We start from the raw sequence: 23,731 nt of genomic DNA on the forward strand, positions 1-23,731 counted from the left end.
CGCTCAAAAAACAACCAGACATTAAATTGAAAAGATGTCTGATGAGGCGCGTAATAATAGAAAATCATTGATTTTCAATATAAAAATCGATGTTGTGTGTAGGAAGTGGAACCACATTGTCTGTTGGCAGATCACGTTGTTTAGCAAGCCACACCAGGTCACAGATACCGTCTGTTGGTTCGAACGCAGCAGGGGCGTGCATCAGAATGTCGCGTACTTTCTGTTGATCAAAGTGGTGACAGGCGTCATCCAGCGAGGCCAGCAAGGGACGCAGCCTTGACCAGGGGAGCCAGCATTCTTGCGCCACCATGATCCTGGGATGTTCTGTACCTCTAGCATCATCCCCAATCAACAATTCTTCATAGAGTTTTTCACCTGGCCGCAACCCCGTCACCTCAATAGCAATGTCGCCATCGGGCCGAAGTTCATCGCGAAGCGTCAGGCCGCTAAGACGGATCATACGTTTTGCAAGCTCCATAATCCGGACTGGCTGCCCCATATCGAGCACAAAAACATCGCCCCCCTCCCCCATCGCGCCCGCCTGGATAACCAACTGGGCAGCCTCCGGTATTGTCATGAAGTAGCGAATGATATCAGGATGAGTCAGAGTAATAGGCCCACCTTTGTCTATCTGTTGTCTGAACAATGGCACCACTGAGCCTGAAGATCCGAGCACATTACCAAAGCGCACCATACAAAAACGGGTTTTGTGCTTTTCACGGGTCAAGGCTTGCAGGATGAGCTCGGCCAAGCGCTTGCTGGCCCCCATGGTGTTGGTTGGGCGTACCGCTTTGTCAGTGGATATCAGTACAAAGGTTTCAACTTCCGCTTCAATGGCTGCTTGAGCAGCATAAAGAGTGCCAAATACATTATTGCGCACCCCTTCTATGATATTGAACTCGACCAAGGGCACATGCTTGTAAGCGGCAGTATGGTAGATAGTCTGGATCCGAAAGCTCTGCATCACCGTCTTGAGGCGGTGCTGACGCTGCACCGAGCCCAGTAACGGAGCCAGCTCTGTTTCAATTCCCTCACGTTCGCACTGTTCACGCAGGTTTTTGTGCAAGACATAGAGGGCGTATTCAGACAGTTCGAACAGAACCAAGGTGGATGGCCGGCACCGCAAGATCTGGCGACAGAGCTCCGATCCAATAGAGCCCCCAGCCCCCGTCACCATGACCGCTTTGCCTGTGATGTTGGCTTCCATCAATGTCGTCACCGGCTCTACCGGGTCTCTACCCAACAGATCGTCGATGGAGACTTCATTAAGCTGATCAATACGGGCAGAGCCATTGACCAGATCGGCCATACCCGGGATAGACAGCACTTCACAAGATAGTGGCTCTAGTGCATTGATCACTTCCTGACGACGAGCCCTGGTGCTGCTTGGCATGGCTAACAGGATCTTCTTCACCCCATGGTGATCAATCAGGGTGGGGAGCTGAGCACTGTTGTACACGGTACATCCCTGAATAACGCACCCTTGTTTGGCTGGATCATCATCCACAAAGGCAACTGGGTAAAACTCATTGCCTTGCAACAAAGCCACTTGCAACTGCCGCCCCGAGGAACCCGCACCGTAGATCAGAACCTGTGTACGCGCCAAACGAGTAGTATTCAACAGTGCCCGAAAGAACAACCGCACACCACCGACCATCAACACCAAAAATGAGAGATAGATGACCGATACGGTTCTGGGCAGGAAGATATCGAAGTAAAACGCAGAGATAACAAAAAAGCTCGTTGAAACAAATGCACCTAATGAGATTGTCCAGAGCACTCGAAAGCTAACATATCGCAAGATTGCACGATACAAACCCAGCCGAACAAAGACACTAATGCTTAGGACAATAATCGCACACAAAAGGGCCCAATGACGGGGGCTTGCGATTGGCCAGCTATGTTCAAGCCTGATCCAATATGCCCCCCAATATGCCATGGTAATCAATAACGTATCTACTGCGACAGATATTGCTCGCTTGCTGGCTCGTGACAAGGAACCAAGGCAGGTAAGTAACCAGCTACCCCCCGGCAAAAAATCTGTGCTCATTCAGGTACTCCAGCCTTTAGGTAAAATGCGAGATAAGTTAGCGGTAAGTAGGCAATAATCAGACCCAACACGCCATCGAGCGCCCCCCCTACAATCATGGCAGCAATAGGTGCAAGCCATAGGACATTTATCAAGAGCACCATCAGTGTCACATTGCGATGACTTTTCCAGTGCCTTGCAAGATATTGGTAGGCATGAGTTCGATGAGCATCACTCAAGTGACATTTGAGACGATAGCGATTCAGTAAAGTCCAGGTAGCATCAACGACAAAGACGCCGAGCATGACAAGCCACGCCCACAGGAATTGGGGGGTGAAACTTGCATCAAGCAACATCAGGGATGCGAGCATCATACCAAGGAAGCCACTGCCCCCATCTCCCATGAAGATCTTGGCCGGTGGAAAATTCCAGCACAAAAAGCCCGCAACAGAAGCCCCCAGCAACAGGGTCAAACTCGCAAACGGCCACTCACCTCCAAAAAGGTAATGCAGTAACGCCATGACGATACAGACAGTCACGGCCTCACCGGCAGCTAGGCCATCGATGCCATCCATGAAGTTGTAAAGATTGATAAACCAGATCACACCTAACCATGCCAGCGCATAACCAAACCAGGCAAGATTTAGCTGCCACCCAAAGAAAGTCAGCTCTGGCAATCCATCAACAGCTACTACAACCAATGCAGCAGAAAGACTCTGGACAATTAAACGAGTTTTTGGCTCAAGAGACAGGTGATCATCGATAAAACCAACTAGTGCGATGCCCAGTGCTGCAATCCATATCAATAGCAAGCTTCCATATGATACCCCATACAAATCCGACACCTGGCTCACGACGAGAAAAGGAGAAGCCAACAGAAATGTAACGACAATCGCCATCCCTCCACCTCTCGGCGTAGGTATATGATGTGAGCTGCGATGATTGGGTTTGTCAAGAAGACGGCTCTGACCGTAGCGCTTAAGTAAGCCTGTCATGATAGTGGAGAAAAACAAACATAAAACTAGAAGTAACGGAAATGTCAGCATCACAAACTACTCATTTTTGGAAGATGCCATCAGGGATAAAGCCTGAGAAAACGTATAAGGAGCCGACCATTGTAGCTGCCTCTGAGCCTTGCCCGTATCCATTTCTAGAGAGCCATAAATCCGCTGCAATTTGGCATCAATCCCAAAGCAACGGCCAATCCCTCTTACTAGAATTGATGGAATATAAAACAGTCGAGAAGGGACACCTTCAGCATCAGCAATAGCTATCAGCATTTCAGATGTCGAAACAGGAACTGGATCTGCGACCAAAAAAATCTGATTCACGGTAGCAGGATGATCTATCGCACGAGCAATGAAATCGCATAAATTGGGTAATGCCAATAAACTCCGTGCATTTTTCAAGCGGGCAAAGGGGAGTGGAAAACCGGTATGCACCATCTTTAACATGCTGGCAAAATTAGCCTTCACACCCTTACCATAAATAAGAGGAGGCCGGATAATGGTGACAGCCATACCACACTTCTTAGCAAGTGCCATCAGCCCTTGCTCTGCATCATATTTTGAGCGGCCATAAGGGTCTTGTGGTGGATTCTGGACATGTTCATCAAACGGCTTACCGGGCTCAGTCTGCTCACCATTTACTTTAATCGAGCTAATAAATATGAAGCACTTAACACCAGCATCTGCGGCCTGGTTTGCGAGATTTAATGTGCCAATTGTGTTTACCGCTCGAAACGCTGTTAGAGGATCGGCTTCCTTATCAGACATCACATGCACCCTGGCGGCACAGTGAATGACAACATCCACCTGTTGTAATTGGGTTGTCCAGTTTGCATCTGCTGTCAAAGAGGGAGCGTTGATGTGATACGAAGCAAGCGGGTGACTTCGCACCGCACCTTTCACATTCACACCCAGACTCAGCAGGTGTTCACAGACCGCCTTGCCAACAAATCCGTTGGCGCCTGTTACCAAGACTGTACTTTTGATATCTGACATTACCACCAACGCCAACCGTGAATATTGAAGAAAGTCACCATAGAGCGCCCAAACATCCAGATATGCCGCCAACCTTTGCGCGATGCATGACCACCATGATGAACAACCTTCACCTGAGGGACATAGGCAATCCGGCTGACCCTCCCTGCACGTAAACTGATGTCAAAATCTTCAAAATAGAGAAAAAAGCGAGGGTCAAACCCTTCGAGCTGCTGCAATACATCTGTGCGAAACAGCATAAAACAACCACTGACAATGGGTGGGTCCCACAGCACATCATGATTGTTGAGCTGATCTGCCATCTCATATTTCGCCAAGCGCGTCTGAAATAACCTTTTCACAAAAGCAGGAGCAAAACCACGCAACAATAGATCAAAGACTGTTGGATAACCTTTGCAAAGCCGTTGTACCTCACCATCAGCCCATGTCGCGAAAGGCGTCAATAATCCGCACTCCGGATGTCTCTCCATAAACTCTAGTGCGTTTTTGAGAGCATCTGGTGCAACTTCCAGATCGGGATTTAGGATCAGATGATACTTAGTATCACTTAGTAAAGCTCGGTTATGGCCAGCTCCGAAACCAGGATTCAGTGGGTCATTAATTAGCTTGCTGCCACAGCCAAAACACTGAAATACACTGTCAGATTGAACCATAGAATCCGGGAAGGGAGAATGGTCAATGAGCGTCAACACGGTATTTATTTCAACGTCATTATCAGAAATAAAATCAACTGCACCTTTAAGCTTATTCAGCGTCAGGGATAACATCGACATATTAGCATTGTAAGTTACGATGCTAATTGAAACGTCAAGTTTTATCACATCATATCCTCTAAGGAATACGTATAACTCTCATAAAATCACCATATAGCTAGATAACTTTTATGGCTTGGCGATCACAACCACACCATCAAAATTTGTTCTAGTAAATGTAGACAAACAAGATTCAAAAGCATTTATTACGTCATCATGTGAATGGTGAGCATATAAAACAACATTGTTTTTATTGATATAAGAGCATGTTTTATCTACGTCACTGATACTAGAGAGCATATCGACACTGACATGCCCCGATGCATAGTTTTCAAGATAGTATCGATAATATGCTTCGTTGGGGCTCCAGGTCGCATATATTTTATAATCTTTACCACTATATTTTTCCGATATAAATTTTGCTGCCTCTTTATATTGTTCGTCAGCATACACGCTCGCTTGAGTTCCTGCTGCGGGAGAAATAAACACGATTATTGACGCTATCGCCAAAATAAAAAACCTGTTTTTAGACAACGATAATGTTAAGTTAAGCATAAGATAGACACACCAAGGAATAATGAATATGAAGTGTCTAGGATGGAGTATTCCTGATTTTTTACAAACAAAAGCTAACACACATATTGAAACAGCAATACATATAGAAACTTGAGTTTCAGAGGTTTTTCGTTTACAAATAAAATACACAGATGACAAAGCGACCAATATAGAGCTTACACCAAAGTAACCATACATTATATGCAACATTGATTGCAGTGCTTGTAGATATGATATTTGGGACCACGCGACTCCGCCACTCGCGGTAAAAAGCAGGCTGTGATATGATAGGAATATCCAACTAAAAACAAATGGAACTGGTATTAGGGGAAGTACATAGCGCCTTTGCTTGAGATCGCTATAAGCAATAAAGATATATACAGCACCAATAAAAACAGCCATATAGTAATGTGTCAAAAATGAGATAGTAGCAAGAGTATAAAAAGTAATGCGCCACATAGACTCATTATGACCAGCTTCTTTTATCTTATTGAAAGCTAAAAGACATAATAAAGATAACATCAAGAAAAATGTATAACTTCTAGCTTGTGTGGCATAACTCTGGGTCACAGGGTGCCACAGCACAACTAATGTAGTTATGGAAATCAAAGTTCCGAGCGGATAATTTTTACGCCGCCAGCAAGACACAAATATGGTAATAGACGTGAGTGCAATGAGGAAAATATTAAAACCACGTAGGGAGAGCTCACTATCACCAAATAAAGACGCCCATCCCTTTAAGGAAAGGTCATACATAGGTGGGTGCTGCTCTCCTGCTTTGACAGTCAAAAAACTATCATTCATTTTAATCTGCATGACTGTTTTTCTTTCAAATTGACTATCTAAAATAGGATGGTAACGGACTACGGCCGCAGTAAACAATTCGTCAGACCAGAAACCTCTCTCATTAATGGTCGGAATTATTTTCCAGATCGCACAGAATGCTATTATAAAATAAAAGGAAAGCTCAATTACCTTCTCAAAACTTGAACAACGTTTCATTATTTACTTTATCCAATTTGAGTTATCAATTTTCTTTGCTTTATTACTCAAGATAGCTCAAGAATAAGTTTGTTATCCTATTGAATGAATTCATTTATTGTACACCTGGAGCCAAGTGATAAAGCGAGGTCTTTAAAAGACTAATTTTCCAAACTGATACTATTCTTGAATTTACTCTCAATAACTCATTATCAGGAAGTGAGGGTTTAGGAAACATACTATTAGCCACCCTATTTTTAATAGCCATACGGCTAATTCAGAGAGTTTTAGCGTGGCGCTCTACTCTCTGATAATGAGCCGTATGATTAATCTTCATTCAAAAATCAAACATAATTACATCTTATATTTATATATAGTTTAAATCCATATCACTTAATAATTTCGTGAATTGGTTTTCGACTCAATAAGCGCTTGATCGCCCTCTGCAATCTAAATGGAATATAACGTGCAAATGAACTGACGATACGCATATTTCTAACCTTCCATAGATACTGTAAAAGTTGTTCTTTTCTTGATAACAGTACAGTACTAGGAGCAAGACTTAGCTTTTCATTCCACTTATTGACCAAAATAGAACCATCTGTAGGTGTTAATACTGTCAATCCACTCAGGTATTTATCTTGATAGAAATTATCGTCTCGCTCTATTTCATCACAAATTTCAGCTGAAACAAGGAAATTGCTTAGCTTGGCACCCTGGGCATACGCACGCCAAAATGCAGCACAATCAATAGGTTTGATATTCCAGGGTAATAATAAAGAGTTATTTCTATTTTCGATACGCTCGACAAAAGCACCAATATTCGGACAGACAACAGGATATTCATGGTCAAGCGCAATTGATAGCGTATAGCTGTATGTCTCAGGCCATAAAGCAGGGAACCAGACCACATGAGGTTTAATACTGTTAAGTTTTTCTTCAAGTTGATCCAGTCTATATGCACCATGGTTCACAACACCACGCAAAGGACGATAGCCATAGCCTAATAGATGGAACTCTATGTTATCTGGATCACACAGCAAAGCAACTTGTTCTAATAGATCAGCTCCTTTTTCCCGACTCAGAGCACCAAGGATTAGTACACGAAGCTGATCACCCGGTTTATGACTCTGTTTAGGTTCAGAATAACAATAAGCATCTGGATGGTATGTTACAATTGCCTTGTTAGATAGCTCACTTTCATTTCCATATAGCCTGCTAAATCGCTGATATACATCTCTACTGGGATAAATAATCCGCTCTGCTCGAGAAAGTAAAGGATATATACCACTGCGCCACTCCTCACCTGAGACACTGATCTGTGCTGCATCTCTACAGACATCATCATGATTTTGATTATCCTCACTCACAAATTGTCCATAACGATCTGTAAGTGTTGGATTACCATTTAGCATATAGTAATCATGAATCGTCACGTCATAGGATACGCCTAGCGAACTAGGCAGTAACCAAGTTCGTGGCGGCAGCCCCATGCCGTGAGGGGAGTGTACCCGACCAACTCTTAGATCTCGTAATAAACTCACTAATAATTCATAATCTGTGTGAACGTTGAAGACGAATGCATCAGTCTTATCACCGTCCAATGCGCTCAAATAAAGATTAACATATCCTTCTCTGCTACCGGGAGTTAGGCGAAGAAACCATGCCTTTTCTAAATAATACGACGCAAGCTCTGAAACATGTTGAGCAACTCCACCACCGAGGTGATGTGCAACAGCTAAGATAACTGGGAGGCCAGTCTCGGCTATGTATTTTATCTTAGCCATCAACCTTGCTTGTCTTGCAGGATCTTGTGCAATAAATGCCATCACATCGTGAGTATAATTAGGATGTAATGTGTTAAGTAACTCTAATGCACGAGCTTTTCTTGGGTCCCCTTCCTCTTGAAAACTCACGCCACCTTTGTGGTAAGCAAACACATTCAATTGATGATAATTCTTCCACCCCAACTTGTGCGCGCGCTGGCACCAGTCATTTTCCTCTCCATAACCTTTACCGAAGGTTTGTTCATCGAAATAACCAACCGAATCTAAGCAATCTCTACGGATATACATACAAAATCCGACACCTGTAGGTACCTCAACGAGTTCGCTTTCAAGAGGAAGATTAGAGAAAAGACGATCTAGCGCATTAACATCCAAACCACAATACAGTTCATTGTCCTGACAAAAATTTGGAAAGCTACATATTGTAGCATTATTAGAAAATGGAGTTAAGCTTGCAACCCGATCATGGCTATATGCTGCTTTTCGCATTCTATTAAGCCAATCCAGATTAGAAACCTCTACATCACTGTTAAGTAACAGTACGTCTCTATCTTTGTTCAGGCTCATGCCATAGTTTACTGTACCGACAAAACCTTTATTAGCCTTGTTTTCATGCAACTCGAAGCCTAAATTACTCGCTTCTTGTCTAAGCCAATTAGTTAAATCAGGCTCGGGGGAGCAATCATTAATGACTATAAGCTGAGCCCACTGTGGAATACTAGACAATAACGAAAGTATACACTCTTTAGTTTCATCAAGCCCACGATACACAGGTATAATAACGTCAAGATTTCTAATTAACATAAATTCACTCATAAATTCAAATAAAACGTCTTATATAAAAATTTAATATTCTGTTGTTACGTATCTTGTTTAAAAGCTCATCACATTCTTTGATTTTTTTATCACGCAAATGTAACTCTTCAAGAGTGTCAGAATATTGTTTTGAAAGAGTATTGAATTGCTCAGTAATCTGCTCAACCACCTGAATGGCATGCCCGTGTGCCTCACCCTCCTCAACTAGTCGCCTATTAACGTCTGTGAGTTCTTGTGATAGCACATGTACCTGTTCAGTGAGAGCTTGCAATCTCTCGTTACGATGAACTCTAAGTTGATTACTTGCCAATACCTGAGCTATCAGCTTTGTTTGAAGATCTTCAAAAGCGCTCTCTTCTGGTAAAGTCATATCATCATCTCTCATATAACAACCCAAATGATACTCAATGATGGCTTTCTCACCTGGCTCACTTAAACGAAAACGCAGATAACGGGGGGACAACTGACATGATCGTGGAACTAAATAAGCAAAAAGATAGAATGTCAAACGCCTGACCAAAGATAAAGAATGAGGTATTTCTTTGGCCAGATGACATAATGAACTGTCACCGAAGATTGTCACCGGAACCCCAAGAAGTAGAGCTTCTAGTGCGACACTGGAATTTATAGTCATTATTTTTTTACAACGAGCAACAAACTCCAGACTGGTTGGCGATTCATCTATTGGCATTATTCCTTCACGTAACGTAAACAGACTACCTGGATGAGGACGAATCAACAGACTTGATGTAGCTGTTTGGTTACGAGCAGCAAGTATAATAGACTGGTTATCCATTCCATTACCAAACGCAACTAAATTGGAATCATCCTCAACCTGAAGTGCTATTCCAATTTCAGAGGTTTTCTCTGGCAAACTTTTAATAAAGCTAGGGTCTTTCAAAAAAAACAAAAGAAGATCATTTAACTTTAATTCATTTAGAGAATTTAGAGACCAGCCCCTGAATTCACACTCACGATTTTCAGCTTCAGAATTTCCATTGACGCCCTGAAAATCAACGTAAGCTGTATCACGATATATATGCCCACGCAGGGGTCCTAACTCCTGATGAATCACAGGAATACCAAGTCGTTGACAAACTGCGGAAAGTGACGGGACATTTAAAAATGTAATTACAGCTTCAATCTTATTTGGTGCAGAACATAGCATCTCATGAAGTTCTGCTTCATAAGCATTATCACGTTCACATAAGAAATGACGAAAAACGGCTAGAGGGTTGCTGTTATGAATGCTCAACCATTCGTCAAAACGCCCTTTATCTAACCAAGCATAATGATGCTGTGGAGGCTGTGTATTTTTGGGTAATGCATAGTTAAGTCTTGTTGCAGCATCATTTGTGCACTCCCAGCGGTCTTCCCATTGCTCAATAGGTCGCACATAGTCGCGCCCTGTAATGAACATACAAGATTCTGTCGCCCATTCACACAGTAGGCGATAATAACACCACAGATATGGTGCTGGTACAGACCTAAAAGGGTAAGGGGGTAAAAAGGCTGCTAGCATTGTTAATACCGATGAGTTCAGGCCAGAACAGTAATTGGAGCATGTACAACACCGCCCAATTCTCGGGCAGACCAGAACTTGACCGCACGCATTGGCCGGCGCTGATCAAGTTCTTCACGCATTCCTCCTCTGAGGGAGGCCAACCCACAGTGCAGTAAATAATCACCACTATTGATTGGTAAAGTAACTTGATAAGTCACTATTTGGCGACCTGGTTTCAAAGTGAGAGAATGGCCGGCAGCAATATTGTTATCCCCCCATATATCCCCACCTTGAGTCCGACTCAAAGAAAGTCCGAGCACTACATCTTCAATAACCTCACACGCCAAGAGCTCAAAGCGTAGTGTTAAAGTCTCCCCAGATTTCACTAACGGCTCTTCATGATAAGGTGTTCCATCATTTTTTAATATTGTCAGACTTGCTATTATGGCGCGGGCAGAGCCAAATCGTTTTTCACCCAGCACCATATTTGCTTCATTTTTTTGCTTCTCAATTAAGAGCGATTGAGATGGACATTCTCCGTCATTTTCCCTTGCTACTGATGAAGATGACTCTGCTTTTTCTTCCGACAATATCATCCCTTTTTCATACGCCATGACTGCTGCTAAGACATCCGTAGTATCACCAATCAGGCGCCCTCCTTCCATAACCAGGCATCTATCGGCATACTCTAGAATACTACCAGTCGAGTGCGTCACCATGAGAATAGTCACTCCCTTGGCTTTAAGGGCTTCCATTCGCTTGAAACATTTGTACTGAAAACCTATGTCCCCAACTGCAAGTGCTTCATCTACAATCAATATCTCCGGGTCGATACATGCTTGTACTGCAAACGCAAGACGGACATACATACCACTGGAATAGGTCTTGACGGGTTGCTCCATAAAATCGCCAATGTCGGCAAAACGAGCGATTTCATCAAACCTTGCATCAATATCCTCTTTACTCAATCCCAGGACACTGGCATTGAGATAGACATTATCACGCCCACTGAACTCCGGATTAAATCCAGCCCCCAGCTCAAGCAATGCAGCAATACGCCCATTAACACTAATTTCACCATGAGAAGGATTTAGAGTGCCGCATATCAGTTGTAGCAATGTAGACTTTCCGGCTCCATTATGACCAATAATACCAACGGTTTCCCCTTTCTTTATCGTGAAGTTAATTGATTGCAGAGCCCAAAACTCACGAAAGTACTGCTTTGAGGCACGTCGAAATAATCGCAACACACGCGGGAAAACGAACTGTTTGAGTCGATCGACAGGTTGCCCATACACTTGATAGCATTTGCTTAGCCCATGAACTTCAATTGCCACTTTGTCAGAGCACATCGGCAAACCCCTTACGCGTTTTTTGGAACAAGGCAAATCCTGCATACATAACTACCGTTGCGACAATCAATGTCATGCCGTATTCTTTCCAATAAGGCATTTTCCCCCAGTAAAGCACATCACGTACTTGTGCAATAACAGGAGTAAGTGGGTTGATATTCAACCAGTGGCGGTACTCTTCAGGTAATGCTTCAATAGGATAAAATATAGGAGAGAGGAACATCAATATGGTACTGATAACGCCTACCAATTGAGAAAGGTCACGTAAGTAAACCCCCATTGCTGCAAGTGCCCATGAAATTCCCATTATAAAGAAAATGAGCGGGATAATTACTATCGGAAAAAGTAGAACAGTAATGGGTGGTGTACCAATAGCAATAGCATAGAAAGTAAGCCATACCATAAAGCTAATAAACATATTTATCATAGCACTGCCCAATGCGACCCACGGCAGTATATCGAGTGGAAACACCACTTTCTTGACATAGTTGACATTTTCAAGAATCAATCGTGGAGCACGATTAAAACACTCTGAAAATAGATTGAAGACCATTAGACCGGCAAAAAGCACCAATGCAAATTCACTACGAGAATCACTACCACCACTCCAGCGAGCTTTGAATACCACGCTAAATATGAATGTGTAAACTGCCAACATAAAAAGTGGAGTAAATAAAGCCCACAAATTTCCAAAAAGTGAACCACGATATCTCGCTGCAACTTCGCGGCGAACTAACGTCATAATCAAATGGCGGTTTTTTAAAATCGATAAGATACGGACGGGGGATATACTACTATCTCGGTTCATAATTACCCTTGAGAAGAAACCAAAATAAACCTCTTACCATATAGCTAGAACATCTACATAGTTCTATTCATGCTGATACAAAATTAAAAAATTTCAGCCTTGTGAAATGAAAAGGCATTCTCATCTTTTTTTGAAAGAATAGGTTTATCTAATGGCCAATCAATGCTCAAGTCTGGATCTTTCCAGAATAGACTTCTGTCACTTTCAGGATGATAATAATTAGTCGTTTTATACAAAAACTCCGCCGTCTCGCTCAGAGTTACAAAACCGTGTGCAAACCCTTCCGGGATCCACAACTGTCGCTTATTCTCACCTGACAAGTGAACCCCAACCCACTGTCCAAAGGTTGGAGAGCTTTTGCGGATATCTACCGCCACATCAAACACTTCACCTGCAACACAGCGCACCAGCTTGCCCTGGGCATGGGGAGACAATTGATAATGTAAGCCACGCAATACCCCTTTCGACGATTTGGAGTGATTATCCTGCACAAAACTCACAGGATATCCTACTGCCTCTTCAAACAACTTGTGGTTGAAGCTCTCAAAGAAAAATCCACGCTCATCACCAAATACTTTTGGCTCAAAAATAAGCACGTCAGGAATTGCTGTTTTGATTACGTTCATCTGTTTACCCACATTTGATCCAGTTTTTATGGGGGAACAACATTCCTCCCCCCATATCACATCAGGCGTTAGCAACCATTCTTAACAAATATTGGCCATATGCATTTTTCGCCAGCGGCGCTGCAAGCTCACGTATCTGGTCAGCACTGATAAACTTTTGGCGATAGGCGATCTCTTCAGGACACGCCACCTTCAATCCCTGGCGCGTCTCGATAGTCTGAATAAAGTTGCTCGCTTCTATCATGCTTTCATGGGTACCGGTATCCAGCCAGGCATAGCCACGCCCCATCATCGCCACCGACAGATTGCCTTGCTCCAGGTAGATACGGTTCACATCGGTGATTTCCAGCTCACCACGCGGTGACGGCTTCAGGCGCTTGGCAATCTCAACAACGCTGTTGTCGTAGAAATAGAGGCCGGTGACCGCATAGTTGCTCTTGGGCTCCAACGGCTTCTCTTCCAGCGAGATAGCGGTACCCTCTTTATCAAATTCCACCACCCCATAACGCTCGGGGTCATGCACATGGTAGGCAAAGACGGTAGCACCACTCTCTTTGGCCGCTGCCGCCGCCAACTGTTTCTGCAGGTCGTGGCCATAGAAGATGTTGTCCCCCAGCACCAGCGCACAGGGGTCTGACCCGATAAACTCTTCACCCAGAATAAAGGCTTGTGCCAACCCGTCCGGACTTGGCTGCACCTTGTACTGCAAATTCAGGCCCCACTGACTGCCGTCACCCAGCAATTGCTCAAAACGGGGGGTATCTTGCGGCGTGCTGATGATCAGAATATCGCGAATGCCCGCCAGCATCAGGGTGCTGAGCGGGTAGTAGATCATCGGCTTGTCATAGATAGGCAACAGTTGCTTGCTCACCGCCATGGTCACCGGATAGAGACGGGTGCCTGAGCCACCGGCCAGAATGATGCCTTTACGTTTGGTCATGATGCTTGTTTCTTATTTTTAAATTGCAAAAGAAAAAGGTGGCTTGCAGCTACACCTTTTACGTTTTATCTCTTGCCAGCCAGGGATGCACTCAACACATCCCTGACCAGGGATTTACTTGCTGAGGATCTCGGTCAACATCCGCTCCACGCCGACGGTCCAGTCCGGCAGTACCAGATCAAAGGTGCGCTGGAATTTGTCGTTATCAAGGCGGGAGTTATGGGGGCGTTTGGCAGGGGTCGGGAAGGCGCTGGTCGGCACTGCATTGAGTTGCGTGACCGCCAGATCAACGCCAGCCTCTCTGGCTTTGGCAAACACCAATTGGGCGTAGTCAAACCAGGTGGTGGTACCGGAGGCAATCAGATGGTACAGCCCGGCAACCTCGGGTCTGCTCTGCGCCACGCGGATCGCATGGGCGGTGCAATCGGCCAGTAACTCGGCACCGGTCGGGGCGCCGAACTGGTCATTGATGACCGACATCTCGCTACGCTCTTTGCCAAAGCGCAGCATTGTCTTGGCAAAGTTGGCTCCACGGGCGGCGTAGACCCAGCTGGTGCGGAAGATCAGGTGACGAGCGCAGAGAGCCGCCCCCTGTTCCCCTGCCAACTTGGTTTCACCGTAGACGTTGAGCGGTGCAGTTGCATCGGTTTCCACCCAGGGACGCTCACCGCTGCCATCGAACACATAGTCGGTGGAGTAATGCACCAGCCAGGCACCCAATGCTTCCGCTTCTTTGGCGATCGCCGCCACACTGGTCGCGTTGAGCATCTCGGCAAATTCCCGCTCACTCTCCGCCTTGTCGACTGCGGTGTGGGCTGCGGCGTTGACAATCACGTCCGGCTTGACCAGACGTACCGTGTCGGCCACCCCTGCCGGGTTGCTGAAATCGCCACAATAATCGGTGGAGTCAAAATCAACGGCAGTGATGCGGCCCAGCGGTGCGAGTGCACGCTGCAGCTCCCAACCGACCTGACCGTTTTTGCCAAACAGCAGAATATGCATCAGGCACGCTCCCCGTAATTCTGCTCAATCCAGGATTGGTAGGCACCGCTCTTGACGTTGTTGACCCACTGTTCGTTATCCAGATACCACTGCACAGTTTTGCGAATGCCAGATTCGAAAGTTTCTTGCGGCTGCCATGCGAGCTCACTGCTCATCTTGCTGGCATCGATGGCATAACGGCGATCATGGCCAGGGCGATCCGCCACATAGGTGATTTGCTCACGATAAGAGCCCGCCTTCGGCACCATCTCGTCCAGCAGATCGCAGATGGTGTGTACCACCTCCAGATTCTGCTTCTCGTTATGACCGCCGATGTTGTAGGTCTCCCCGACCAAGCCCGTGGTCACCACCTTGTAGAGCGCGCGTGCGTGGTCTTCCACATAGAGCCAATCGCGAATTTGGTCGCCCTTGCCATAGACCGGCAGCGGCTTACCATCCAACGCATTGAGGATCACCAACGGGATCAGTTTCTCGGGGAAATGGTACGGGCCGTAGTTGTTGGAGCAGTTGGTGACGATGGTGGGCATGCCGTAGGTACGGCGCCAGGCGCGCACCAGATGGTCACTGGAAGCCTTGGAGGCAGAATAGGGGCTGCTGGGGGCGTAGGGCGTCGTTTCAGTGAAGAGTGGCAAGGGTTCACCAGCAGACGCTTCATCCGGATGTGGCAGATCGCCATACACCTCGTCGGTGGAAATATGGTGGAAGCGGAAGGCCGTCTTGCGCGCCTCGTCCAGACCGTTCCAATAGGCGCGGGCCGCTTCCAGCATCATATAGGTGCCGACGATATTGGTCTCGATGAAGTCGGCGGGGCCTGTGATAGAGCGATCAACGTGACTCTCGGCGGCCAAGTGCATCACGGCATCCGGTTGATGGGTAGCAAACACCCGATCCAGTTCGACGCGGCTGCAGATGTCGACCTGCTCGAACGCGTAACGATCGCTGCCCGAGACCTCAGCCAGGGATTCCAGGTTGCCTGCATAGGTCAGCTTGTCGAGGTTGACAACTGAGTCTTGGGTATGCTGGATGATATGGCGAACAACGGCTGAACCGATAAAGCCGGCACCACCAGTCACAAGGATCTTCATTGAAAGGTTCCCGATTTCAAGATAACGAAATGACAAGACATTGTTTGACGCTTGCGTAGAAGATTTTCACGGTAGGTTTGCGAAGCGCCTACACTGATGACTAAATCGTCTAGCACACAGATATATCACTGAAACTAAGCTTGGTTAATTTTTCTGCATAATTTCTAGCGATACGACTTGTAAATAATTCTTATTTGATAAATTTGGTGGGGAGGGTAATTATGAAAAAGATGACATAGTCAACAAAGTGAAACGCTACCGCCCTTGGGTTACAGCTCCCAATATGCTGATTTTAACCTTCTTGTCCGTGCTGTTGGCCATCAGATCCTCCAGCTTCTTGTTTTGATTGATGTTTAACAATTCTTAAGCATTCCATTACCTTACTAGGCTGTCCGGAACCTACATTGCTCACATCTTGGGCTTTTTGCGCCCTAAACCCGATCGCGGGTCAGATTCTATCTTGTTTAACCCAAGGGTGAATAGTCAAAAGGTGCAAAAGGCACTCGATAGGGTAAGGATTCAACAGCATTCCTATTAACCTACTGACTTCAATGTCACCAGTATTTTTACTGATAATCCTCTAGTGACACCTTTCGATGAAGAATAGAAAAAATATGTCTGTCAGTGTGCTCTTATCACCTCATTCGTGGGCATCAGATTGTTAGGATAGCGCCAAGAGATCAAGAGTGTGCTCTTCTGTTGACTCATTAACGTACCTTACTGCCCCTCCACTGCGATCATAACGGTCGCATACTGCTGTCACCGTATGTAAATCGCTTCGTGTCACAGTGTTTTGACATCTTATTAAACACTCTATTGAGGAGTTCAGTCTGGGATGATTCAGTCCCGATACAGCGGGGTCAGGTAGGATCCGGATTGACTCTCCCTCTTGTTGACCCTCTAATTGACAGCCTGGACCCTCATCATCATGCATCTTATGAAAATCCTACTGGTTGAAGACGACAAGCTGCTCAATCACCACCTCTCCACCCTGTTGACCGAGGCCCAGAACCAGGTTTACAGCACGGACAATGCCCAGGTGGCGCTACACTACGCAGCCGACTACCCCATCGATGTCGCCATCATCGATCTGGGCCTGCCTGACATGGATGGCCTTCAGCTCATCACCCGCCTGCGCGAGCAGCAGATCCCCTTTCCCATCATTGTGCTGACGGCCAGAGGCAACTGGCAGGACAAGGTGGAAGGACTGGAGGCCGGGGCGGACGACTACCTGGTCAAACCCTTCCAGAAGGACGAGCTGCTGGCCCGCCTCAATGCGCTGGTACGCCGCAGCGCCGGCTTCATCTCCCCCAGAGTGAAGGCGGGTGACTACGAGCTGGATCTCTCCCGCAAGGAGCTGACCATCGCCGGCGAGGTCACCGTGCTGACCAGTTTCGAATATCTGATCCTGGAATACCTGATGCGAAATGCCCGTCAGGTGGTCTCCAAACAGCAGTTGCTGGATCAGCTCTATGGGGATGGTGAAGGGGATCCCAACACCATCGAGGTGATGGTGAGCCGGCTTCGCAAAAAACTGGATCCGGAAGGGAGCATCCAGCCCATCTCCACCATCCGCCGCCAGGGCTACATCTTCAACCTCGCCTGCAGCTGATGCGCCTTGCCATGATGCATCCCCTGACCCTGATCCGCCGCTCCCTGCACCTCAAGCTGATGCTGAGTGCCATGCTGGTCATCGCGCTCATCATGGCCTTCTCCGTCTACATCCTCTACCTCGGCCATGCCGAGGAGCAGGCCCAGAAAGCCAGTGTCCGCATGCAGGAGAACCTCTCCAAGCTGTTCTCGTCCAAGCAGCCGGAGCCCCATGCCATGACGGATCTTGGCAAGCTCACCCCGGATGCCATCGACCCCAATCTCGACACCCTGATCTGCCGCGCCGACGGGGAGCTGAGCTGGTCCAGCCTCCACATGCCGGAGGTGGTCTCCATCAAGGAGACCATCTGCCGGGATCTGATGAGATACCTGGGGGGACTGGATCAGGACTATTTCTTCAAGCTGCATACCATCAAGAACGGCGAGAGCTACTTCATCTACAGCCTGCGTTTCCTGCGCAATCATGGCGCTGGCCCCACCACCTACTACGTGGTGATGGTCGATTCCGCCCGGCGCTATCAGGCCCAGACCCGCGATTACCTCTACCGCTGCATTCGCCAGGCGCTGCTCGCCTACTGTCTGCTGGGCGCTCTGTTGCTGCTCACCAGTTTCTGGAGCCTCTCCTCCCTGCGCACCATGGCGCGCCAGATTGACGAGATCCGCGCCGGTACGCGAGAGGCGCTGTCAAACGACTACGAGCGCGAGCTGACCCCCCTGACAAGCTCGGTCAACCAGTTGCTGGAGAACGAACGCCAGCAGACCCAGCGCTACCAGCACGCCCTCAACGATCTCGCCCACAGCCTGAAAACCCGGCTGGCGCTCATCCAGATCACCGCCCAGGAGCTCAAGCTCGGCCACGACATCCATGACAACATCAATGAACAGATCACCACCATGGATCAGATCATCCAGTACCAGTTGCGCCGCGCCGTCACCGGGCGAAAGCGCCTCGCGAGCAAGGGCACCGAACCGGTTCCCCTCATCGAGAAGCTGCTGGCCAGCCTCGCCAAGGTCTATCGCCACAAGAAGCTGCAGACCGGCTTCCAGTTTGACGACGATGTCTTCTTTCACGGCGAGCAGGGCGATCTGATGGAGCTGATGGGCAACCTGCTGGACAACGCCTGCAAGTTTGCCATCAGCGAGATCCGGGTTCATGTCCGCCACCGGGAGAGCGGCCTGCTCATCGTGGTGGAAGACGACGGCCCCGGCATCGCCCCCGGCAAATCGCAGCAGATCTTCCAGCGCGGCGTGCGGGCTGACAGCTCCCCCGGCCAGGGGATTGGCCTCGCCGTGGTGACCGAAATCGTGCACAGCTACGGCGGCGAGATCCGGGTGGATGACTCCCCACTCGGCGGCGCGAGATTCCACATCACCCTCCCCTGACAGCGCAGGAGCCAGTACCTGGCTCCTGCCGCATTCGGGCGTTGCCATCCCGGTGCTTTCCATGTCTCACACCTCACTCCTTATGCCTCGACCAGGCCAAGCACATGGCAGCGAGGCTGACGAGCTTGCGCCCCCATCAGAAGCTGGCCTGCCGCTCCCCTCAGCCCCCATGCTCGCGCAGAAACGGCAGGCATAAAAAAACCGGCCGCGAGGGCCGGTAAAACAGTTCAGGCTTGTCAGGTGACAATGCGCACCCAGCGGATGAAGACCGGTTTCAATTCCCTATGAAGCCCCGTCCTCTTGAGTACGTAGGTTCACTTTACGCCCCGGTCACTGAATCGGGACTGAACCATGTTCACCCTGGCAAGGCTCAGAGACGGATCCCGAGGGACTGGCGCAGATAAGCTCCCGCCCCGAGCAGCCCCGGCCCTTCATGGGTGATGAGGAAGACCGGAATGTCTTTGAGATAAGGCTTGAAGCGCCCCTTGTCCTCGAAGGCGACCCGAAAGCCCGATCCGATGAAGAACTCCTGGAAGCGCGGCACTATGCCACCGGCGATGTAGACACCGCCGAAGGTGCCCATGTTGAGGGCCAGGTTGCCGGCAAAGCGGCCCATGAGCACGCAGAACAGGCTCAAGGTGCGACGGCAATCGAGGCAATCCCCCGCCAGCGCGCGCTCGGTGATGTCCTTGGGGGCAAAGGGTTCGGGCTCGCGGCCATCGGATTTGACCAGGCCGCGATAGAGATTGACGAGCCCGGGGCCCGAGAGGAAACGCTCCGCCGACACATGGCCCAGCTCGCCGCGCATCACCTGCAGCACCGCATCTTCCTCTTCCGTGTTGGCGGCGAAGTCCACGTGACCGCCCTCACCCGGCAGGCTCAGCCACTGCTCACCGGCCTGCACCAGGTGGGCGACGCCAAGGCCGGTCCCTGCGCCATAGATGGCGATGGGCTTGCCGGCTACCGGAGCCGCGCCCCCGAGCTGGATGCGATCGCTCTCGCCGAGCACGGGCACCGCCATGGAGACGGCAGTGAAATCGTTGATCACCTGCAGGCGCGCAAGGCCGAGGTTGGCCTGCATCTCGCGGATGGAGAACTCCCAGCTGTGGTTGGTCATGGCGACCCAGTCACCATTGATGGGACAGGCGATGGCGATGCACGCCTCGCCCACGGTGGCATCGTGCTCTTCGAGATAGAGGCGCACCACGGCCTCCAGGCTGGGATGGGCCAGCCCCGAATAGGTTTTTGCCTGAGAAATGGCGCCCGTCGCCAGTTCGCAGAGGGCCAGCCGGGCATTGGTACCGCCAACGTCGCCCACCAGCGCATGGGTATGCTGCATAACAAACTCCTTCGTTACCGACTCGGGGCGGCCCTTACCGTCCCGACATTATTATTTGGCTGCAATACTACTCGAGCCCGCAGCCGGGCTGCGCGATTTATGCAGACAAGTGTGCGCCCGCTCACAGTGTTGTTGCTTTGCAACATTTGTAAGCGTTTTCAAGACGCAAATGGAAGTTTGCAACTAAAAACACGAAATTATTAGACATGAGTCATACTTTGCAGGGCCGAGATTAGTTCCGATAAGCGCTTGTCTTGTATAGTCATCGCGGAGACTGGAAACCTGCTTGAGCTGTGAATTTAGTGCACAGACACTGAAGTTAAATTACAAAAATGCCTGGTGGTAATGATGAATACCCTCGATAAAATTACGAACAATCTGGAAAGTTTCAGTAAATCAGAGCGTAAGGTGGCTGAAGTGATCCTGGCCTCACCCCAGACCGCCATTCACTCCAGCATTGCTACCCTGGCCAAGCTGGCCGATGTGAGCGAACCGACCGTCAACCGTTTCTGCCGTCGCCTCGATACCAAGGGTTTTCCCGATTTCAAGCTGCACCTGGCCCAGAGCCTGGCCAACGGCACCCCTTATGTGAACCGCCACGTGGAAGCGGAAGACGGCCCGGATACCTATACCGCCAAGATCTTCGAATCCACCATGGCCTGCCTCGATGCCGCCAAGAACAGCCTGGACATCTCGGCCATCAACCGCTGCGTCGATATTCTGACCCAGTCCAAGAAGATCAGCTTCTTTGGTCTGGGCGCCTCCTCCGCCGTCGCCCGGGATGCCCAGAACAAGTTCTTCCGCTTCAATATCCCCGTCGTGAGCTTCGATGACATCGTCATGATGCGCATGAGCTGCATCAACAGCAGTGAAGGGGACGTGGTGGTCCTCATCTCCCACACCGGCCGCACCAAGGCCCTGGTGGAAATTGCCGCGCTGGCCCGGGAAAACGATGCCACCGTCATCGGCATGACCGCCAAGGACTCTCCCCTGGCCCGCGAATGCAATCTGGTGCTCTCCATGGACGTGCCGGAAGACACCGACGTCTACATGCCCATGGCCTCGCGCATCGCCCAACTCGCCCTGGTGGACGTGCTGGCCACCGGTTTTACCCTGCGCCGTGGCATGAAATTTCGCGAAAACCTGAAGAAAGTCAAAGAAGGTTTGCGCGAATCCCGCTTTGATACCCCGCACTCCTCCTGATCATTCGGGGGTCCGCCCCCGACTGTCTATGCCAACGGGCTTGGTGTAGTATCGAAATTCAATCAAACAAGGCCACCCAGATGGCCTGCCAGTTGGCGCCATGCCACATGCTTGACGGGGCAGTATTTCAAGTCATATCAACTTCACATTGGAGTCTTTCATGCCAAGACGTACAAAGATTGTTACCACACTCGGTCCGGCGACCGATCGCGACGGCATTCTCGAGGGGATCATTCGCGCCGGTGCCGACATGGTGCGGATGAACTTCTCCCACGGCACTCCTGAAGATCATATCCAGCGCGCCAACCAGGTGCGTGACATCGCCGCCAAGCTGGGCCGCCACGTGGCCATCATGGGCGATCTGCAAGGCCCCAAGATCCGCGTCTCCACCTTCAAGGATGGCAAGATCTACCTCGCCATCGGTGACAAGTTCATTCTCGATGCCGCCCTCGGCAAGGGAGAAGGCTGCCAGGAGCAGGTCGGCATCGACTACAAGAGCCTGCCGCAGGACGTGGTATCCGGTGACATCCTGCTGCTGGACGATGGCCGCGTGCAACTGAAGGTCGAGCAGGTCGAAGGCACCCGCATCCACACCACGGTGACCGTGGCCGGCCCTCTCTCCAACAACAAGGGCATCAACAAGAAAGGTGGCGGCCTCTCCGCCCCAGCCCTGACCGAGAAGGACAAGGAAGACATCAAGACCGCCGCCCGCATGAACGTGGACTACCTGGCGGTCTCCTTCCCCCGCAGCGGCGATGATCTGCGCTACGCCCGCGAACTGGCCCGCGAAGCTGGCTCCAACGCCAAGATCGTGGCCAAGGTCGAGCGCGCCGAGACCGTCGCCAGCGACGAGGCGATGGAAGACATCATCCTTGGCTCCGATGCCGTCATGGTGGCCCGTGGTGACCTGGGTGTCGAAATCGGCGACCCCGAACTGGTGGGTGTACAGAAGAAGCTCATTCGCCACTCCCGTCGCCTGAATCGCGTGGTCATCACCGCGACCCAGATGATGGAGTCCATGATCAACGCGCCGCTCCCGACCCGTGCCGAAGTCATGGACGTGGCCAACGCCGTGCTGGACGGTACCGATGCGGTGATGCTCTCCGCCGAGACCGCCGCCGGCCAGTTCCCCATCGAGACCGTGACCTCCATGGCCAGCGTCTGTGTGGGCGCCGAGAAGCACCCGAGCCTGAACGTCTCCAACCACCGCATGAGCTACACCTTCACCTCGGTGGAAGAGGCGGTGGCCATGTCCACCATGTATGCGGCCAACCACCTGGAAGGGGTCAAGGCGATCGTGGCACTGACCGAGTCGGGCACCACCCCGCTGCTGATGTCCCGCATCAGCTCCGGCCTGCCCATCTTCGCCATGTCTCCTCACAACAAGACCCTGGCCTGGGCCAACCTCTACCGCGGCGTCACCCCCGTGCTGTTTGATGGCGACGAAACCAAGCCGGTCTACGAGGTGTGCCGCGACGCGCTGGACGTGCTCAAGGCCAAGGGACTGCTGCAAAGCGGCGACATGGTATTGCTCACCCACGGCGACAAGATGGAAACCGTCGGCAGCACCAACACCTGCAAGGTGATGATGGTCGAGTAATCGCCCCTCCTCCCTGCAACAAAAACGGCTCCCGCAGGAGCCGTTTTTTATGGGGCCAGCCCAGGCTCAACCGCGAAACAGCTCCACCTTGTCCCCATCCTGCAGGCTGCCGGCGCCGCGCACCACCACCTTGTCTCCCTGCTTGAGGGCGCCACTCACCGCCACCTCCCGGCTGTCCCCAAAGAGCACGGTGACCGGCACCCGATTCACCGTGAGCGCCTCGCCGCGCTGCTCCACCTGATAGACCACGCTCCCCTCGGTGCCGAGCACCAGGGCATCCCGAGGCAGCAGCATGGTGTGCTGCTCTCCCATCGGCAGCGCCACCCGCACTGGCGAGCCGATGATGAACGTGCCC

General features: G+C 49.8%; 18 protein-coding genes and 1 pseudogene. 4 read left to right on the forward strand and 15 right to left on the reverse strand.

Going from position 1 to position 23,731, the window contains the following annotated elements:
• Positions 1-64 precede the first annotated feature (64 nt).
• The 13 genes from AACR77_RS16810 to rfbB all read right to left on the reverse strand — a co-directional run bounded on the left by AACR77_RS16810 (position 65) and on the right by rfbB (position 16,240).
• The gene (locus AACR77_RS16810) at positions 65-2,050 is read right to left on the reverse strand and encodes a polysaccharide biosynthesis protein (RefSeq protein ID WP_042877761.1); all 1,986 of its coding nucleotides are present in this window, start codon (positions 2,048-2,050) and stop codon (positions 65-67) included.
• Positions 2,047-2,928: an MraY family glycosyltransferase gene (locus AACR77_RS16815; RefSeq protein ID WP_231563057.1), complete on the reverse strand. Its 882-nt coding sequence runs from the start codon at positions 2,926-2,928 to the stop codon at positions 2,047-2,049. Before AACR77_RS16815 ends, AACR77_RS16810 begins: the two co-directional genes overlap by 4 nt.
• Before the next feature lie 153 nt (positions 2,929-3,081).
• Complete coding sequence (locus AACR77_RS16820) at positions 3,082-4,032, reverse strand: UDP-glucose 4-epimerase family protein (protein WP_081999257.1); 951 nt, start codon at positions 4,030-4,032, stop codon at positions 3,082-3,084.
• Positions 4,032-4,853, reverse strand: a complete 822-nt coding sequence (locus tag AACR77_RS16825) for a glycosyltransferase (RefSeq protein ID WP_042877765.1) — start codon at positions 4,851-4,853, stop codon at positions 4,032-4,034. The genes AACR77_RS16820 and AACR77_RS16825 overlap by 1 nt, the downstream gene beginning before the upstream one ends.
• 60 nt (positions 4,854-4,913) lie before the next feature.
• Positions 4,914-6,341 carry a glycosyltransferase family 39 protein gene (locus tag AACR77_RS16830; protein WP_081999258.1) on the reverse strand — a complete coding sequence of 476 codons (1,428 nt, stop codon included), beginning with the start codon at positions 6,339-6,341 and terminating at the stop codon, positions 4,914-4,916.
• 368 nt (positions 6,342-6,709) lie between these two features.
• Positions 6,710-8,923, reverse strand: a complete 2,214-nt coding sequence (locus AACR77_RS16835) for a glycosyltransferase (RefSeq protein ID WP_081999259.1) — start codon at positions 8,921-8,923, stop codon at positions 6,710-6,712.
• 4 nt (positions 8,924-8,927) lie between these two features.
• Positions 8,928-10,445: a GT99 family glycosyltransferase N-terminal domain-containing protein gene (locus AACR77_RS16840; RefSeq protein ID WP_410488156.1), complete on the reverse strand. Its 1,518-nt coding sequence runs from the start codon at positions 10,443-10,445 to the stop codon at positions 8,928-8,930.
• Positions 10,446-10,462: 17 nt separating this feature from the next.
• Positions 10,463-11,779: an ABC transporter ATP-binding protein gene (locus AACR77_RS16845; RefSeq protein ID WP_042877767.1), complete on the reverse strand. Its 1,317-nt coding sequence runs from the start codon at positions 11,777-11,779 to the stop codon at positions 10,463-10,465.
• Positions 11,769-12,587, reverse strand: coding sequence for an ABC transporter permease (locus AACR77_RS16850; protein WP_039041247.1), 819 nt, complete (start codon positions 12,585-12,587; stop codon positions 11,769-11,771). The genes AACR77_RS16845 and AACR77_RS16850 overlap by 11 nt, the downstream gene beginning before the upstream one ends.
• An 83-nt stretch (positions 12,588-12,670) precedes the next feature.
• Positions 12,671-13,213, reverse strand: coding sequence for a dTDP-4-dehydrorhamnose 3,5-epimerase (gene rfbC, locus AACR77_RS16855; protein ID WP_039041246.1), 543 nt, complete (start codon positions 13,211-13,213; stop codon positions 12,671-12,673).
• A gap of 61 nt (positions 13,214-13,274) precedes the next feature.
• Entirely contained in the window at positions 13,275-14,153 is an 879-nt protein-coding gene (gene rfbA, locus AACR77_RS16860) for a glucose-1-phosphate thymidylyltransferase RfbA (RefSeq protein WP_042877769.1), read from the reverse strand.
• Between the two features lie 114 nt (positions 14,154-14,267).
• Complete coding sequence (rfbD, locus tag AACR77_RS16865) at positions 14,268-15,155, reverse strand: dTDP-4-dehydrorhamnose reductase (protein ID WP_042877771.1); 888 nt, start codon at positions 15,153-15,155, stop codon at positions 14,268-14,270.
• Positions 15,155-16,240 carry a dTDP-glucose 4,6-dehydratase gene (gene rfbB, locus AACR77_RS16870; RefSeq protein ID WP_042877774.1) on the reverse strand — a complete coding sequence of 362 codons (1,086 nt, stop codon included), beginning with the start codon at positions 16,238-16,240 and terminating at the stop codon, positions 15,155-15,157. The genes rfbD and rfbB overlap by 1 nt, the downstream gene beginning before the upstream one ends.
• Positions 16,241-17,177: 937 nt before the next feature.
• Between rfbB and AACR77_RS16875 the strand changes: the two genes are divergently transcribed.
• Positions 17,178-17,852: a response regulator gene (locus AACR77_RS16875; protein ID WP_041207018.1), complete on the forward strand. Its 675-nt coding sequence runs from the start codon at positions 17,178-17,180 to the stop codon at positions 17,850-17,852.
• A gap of 11 nt (positions 17,853-17,863) precedes the next feature.
• Entirely contained in the window at positions 17,864-19,234 is a 1,371-nt protein-coding gene (locus tag AACR77_RS16880; protein ID WP_406569372.1) for an ATP-binding protein, read from the forward strand.
• Positions 19,235-19,604: 370 nt separating this feature from the next.
• Here the strand turns inward: AACR77_RS16880 and glk are convergent, their stop codons facing one another.
• Complete coding sequence (glk, locus tag AACR77_RS16885; protein ID WP_039041241.1) at positions 19,605-20,573, reverse strand: glucokinase; 969 nt, start codon at positions 20,571-20,573, stop codon at positions 19,605-19,607.
• A gap of 348 nt (positions 20,574-20,921) precedes the next feature.
• Here glk and AACR77_RS16890 point away from each other — a divergent pair, with 348 nt between their 5' ends.
• Both AACR77_RS16890 and pyk read left to right on the forward strand, forming a co-directional pair.
• Positions 20,922-21,776: a MurR/RpiR family transcriptional regulator gene (locus AACR77_RS16890; RefSeq protein ID WP_029314760.1), complete on the forward strand. Its 855-nt coding sequence runs from the start codon at positions 20,922-20,924 to the stop codon at positions 21,774-21,776.
• 160 nt (positions 21,777-21,936) lie between these two features.
• Positions 21,937-23,376, forward strand: a complete 1,440-nt coding sequence (gene pyk, locus AACR77_RS16895; protein WP_041214849.1) for a pyruvate kinase — start codon at positions 21,937-21,939, stop codon at positions 23,374-23,376.
• 66 nt (positions 23,377-23,442) lie between these two features.
• Here the strand turns inward: pyk and AACR77_RS16900 are convergent.
• A pseudogene (locus AACR77_RS16900) lies at positions 23,443-23,731 on the reverse strand (efflux RND transporter periplasmic adaptor subunit); the annotation flags it as partial.

The organism is Aeromonas sp. ZOR0002, from assembly GCF_963866995.1.
Classification (GTDB): domain Bacteria; phylum Pseudomonadota; class Gammaproteobacteria; order Enterobacterales; family Aeromonadaceae; genus Aeromonas; species Aeromonas caviae.

Excerpts from the sequence above, each read along its gene's own strand:
- glk (WP_039041241.1), bottom strand. The coding sequence starts at position 20,573 with ATGCAGCATACCCATGCGCTGGTGGGCGACGTTGGCGGTACCAATGCC.
- AACR77_RS16845 (WP_042877767.1), bottom strand. The coding sequence starts at position 11,779 with ATGTGCTCTGACAAAGTGGCAATTGAAGTTCATGGGCTAAGCAAATGC.
- rfbC (WP_039041246.1), bottom strand. The coding sequence starts at position 13,213 with ATGAACGTAATCAAAACAGCAATTCCTGACGTGCTTATTTTTGAGCCA.
- AACR77_RS16840 (WP_410488156.1), bottom strand. The coding sequence starts at position 10,445 with ATGCTAGCAGCCTTTTTACCCCCTTACCCTTTTAGGTCTGTACCAGCA.
- AACR77_RS16835 (WP_081999259.1), bottom strand. The coding sequence starts at position 8,923 with ATGAGTGAATTTATGTTAATTAGAAATCTTGACGTTATTATACCTGTG.
- AACR77_RS16810 (WP_042877761.1), bottom strand. The coding sequence starts at position 2,050 with ATGAGCACAGATTTTTTGCCGGGGGGTAGCTGGTTACTTACCTGCCTT.
- AACR77_RS16815 (WP_231563057.1), bottom strand. The coding sequence starts at position 2,928 with ATGGCGATTGTCGTTACATTTCTGTTGGCTTCTCCTTTTCTCGTCGTG.
- rfbA (WP_042877769.1), bottom strand. The coding sequence starts at position 14,153 with ATGACCAAACGTAAAGGCATCATTCTGGCCGGTGGCTCAGGCACCCGT.
- AACR77_RS16875 (WP_041207018.1), top strand. The coding sequence starts at position 17,178 with ATGAAAATCCTACTGGTTGAAGACGACAAGCTGCTCAATCACCACCTC.
- rfbD (WP_042877771.1), bottom strand. The coding sequence starts at position 15,155 with ATGCATATTCTGCTGTTTGGCAAAAACGGTCAGGTCGGTTGGGAGCTG.
- AACR77_RS16830 (WP_081999258.1), bottom strand. The coding sequence starts at position 6,341 with ATGAAACGTTGTTCAAGTTTTGAGAAGGTAATTGAGCTTTCCTTTTAT.
- AACR77_RS16890 (WP_029314760.1), top strand. The coding sequence starts at position 20,922 with ATGAATACCCTCGATAAAATTACGAACAATCTGGAAAGTTTCAGTAAA.
- AACR77_RS16820 (WP_081999257.1), bottom strand. The coding sequence starts at position 4,032 with ATGTCAGATATCAAAAGTACAGTCTTGGTAACAGGCGCCAACGGATTT.
- pyk (WP_041214849.1), top strand. The coding sequence starts at position 21,937 with ATGCCAAGACGTACAAAGATTGTTACCACACTCGGTCCGGCGACCGAT.
- AACR77_RS16850 (WP_039041247.1), bottom strand. The coding sequence starts at position 12,587 with ATGAACCGAGATAGTAGTATATCCCCCGTCCGTATCTTATCGATTTTA.
- rfbB (WP_042877774.1), bottom strand. The coding sequence starts at position 16,240 with ATGAAGATCCTTGTGACTGGTGGTGCCGGCTTTATCGGTTCAGCCGTT.
- AACR77_RS16880 (WP_406569372.1), top strand. The coding sequence starts at position 17,864 with ATGATGCATCCCCTGACCCTGATCCGCCGCTCCCTGCACCTCAAGCTG.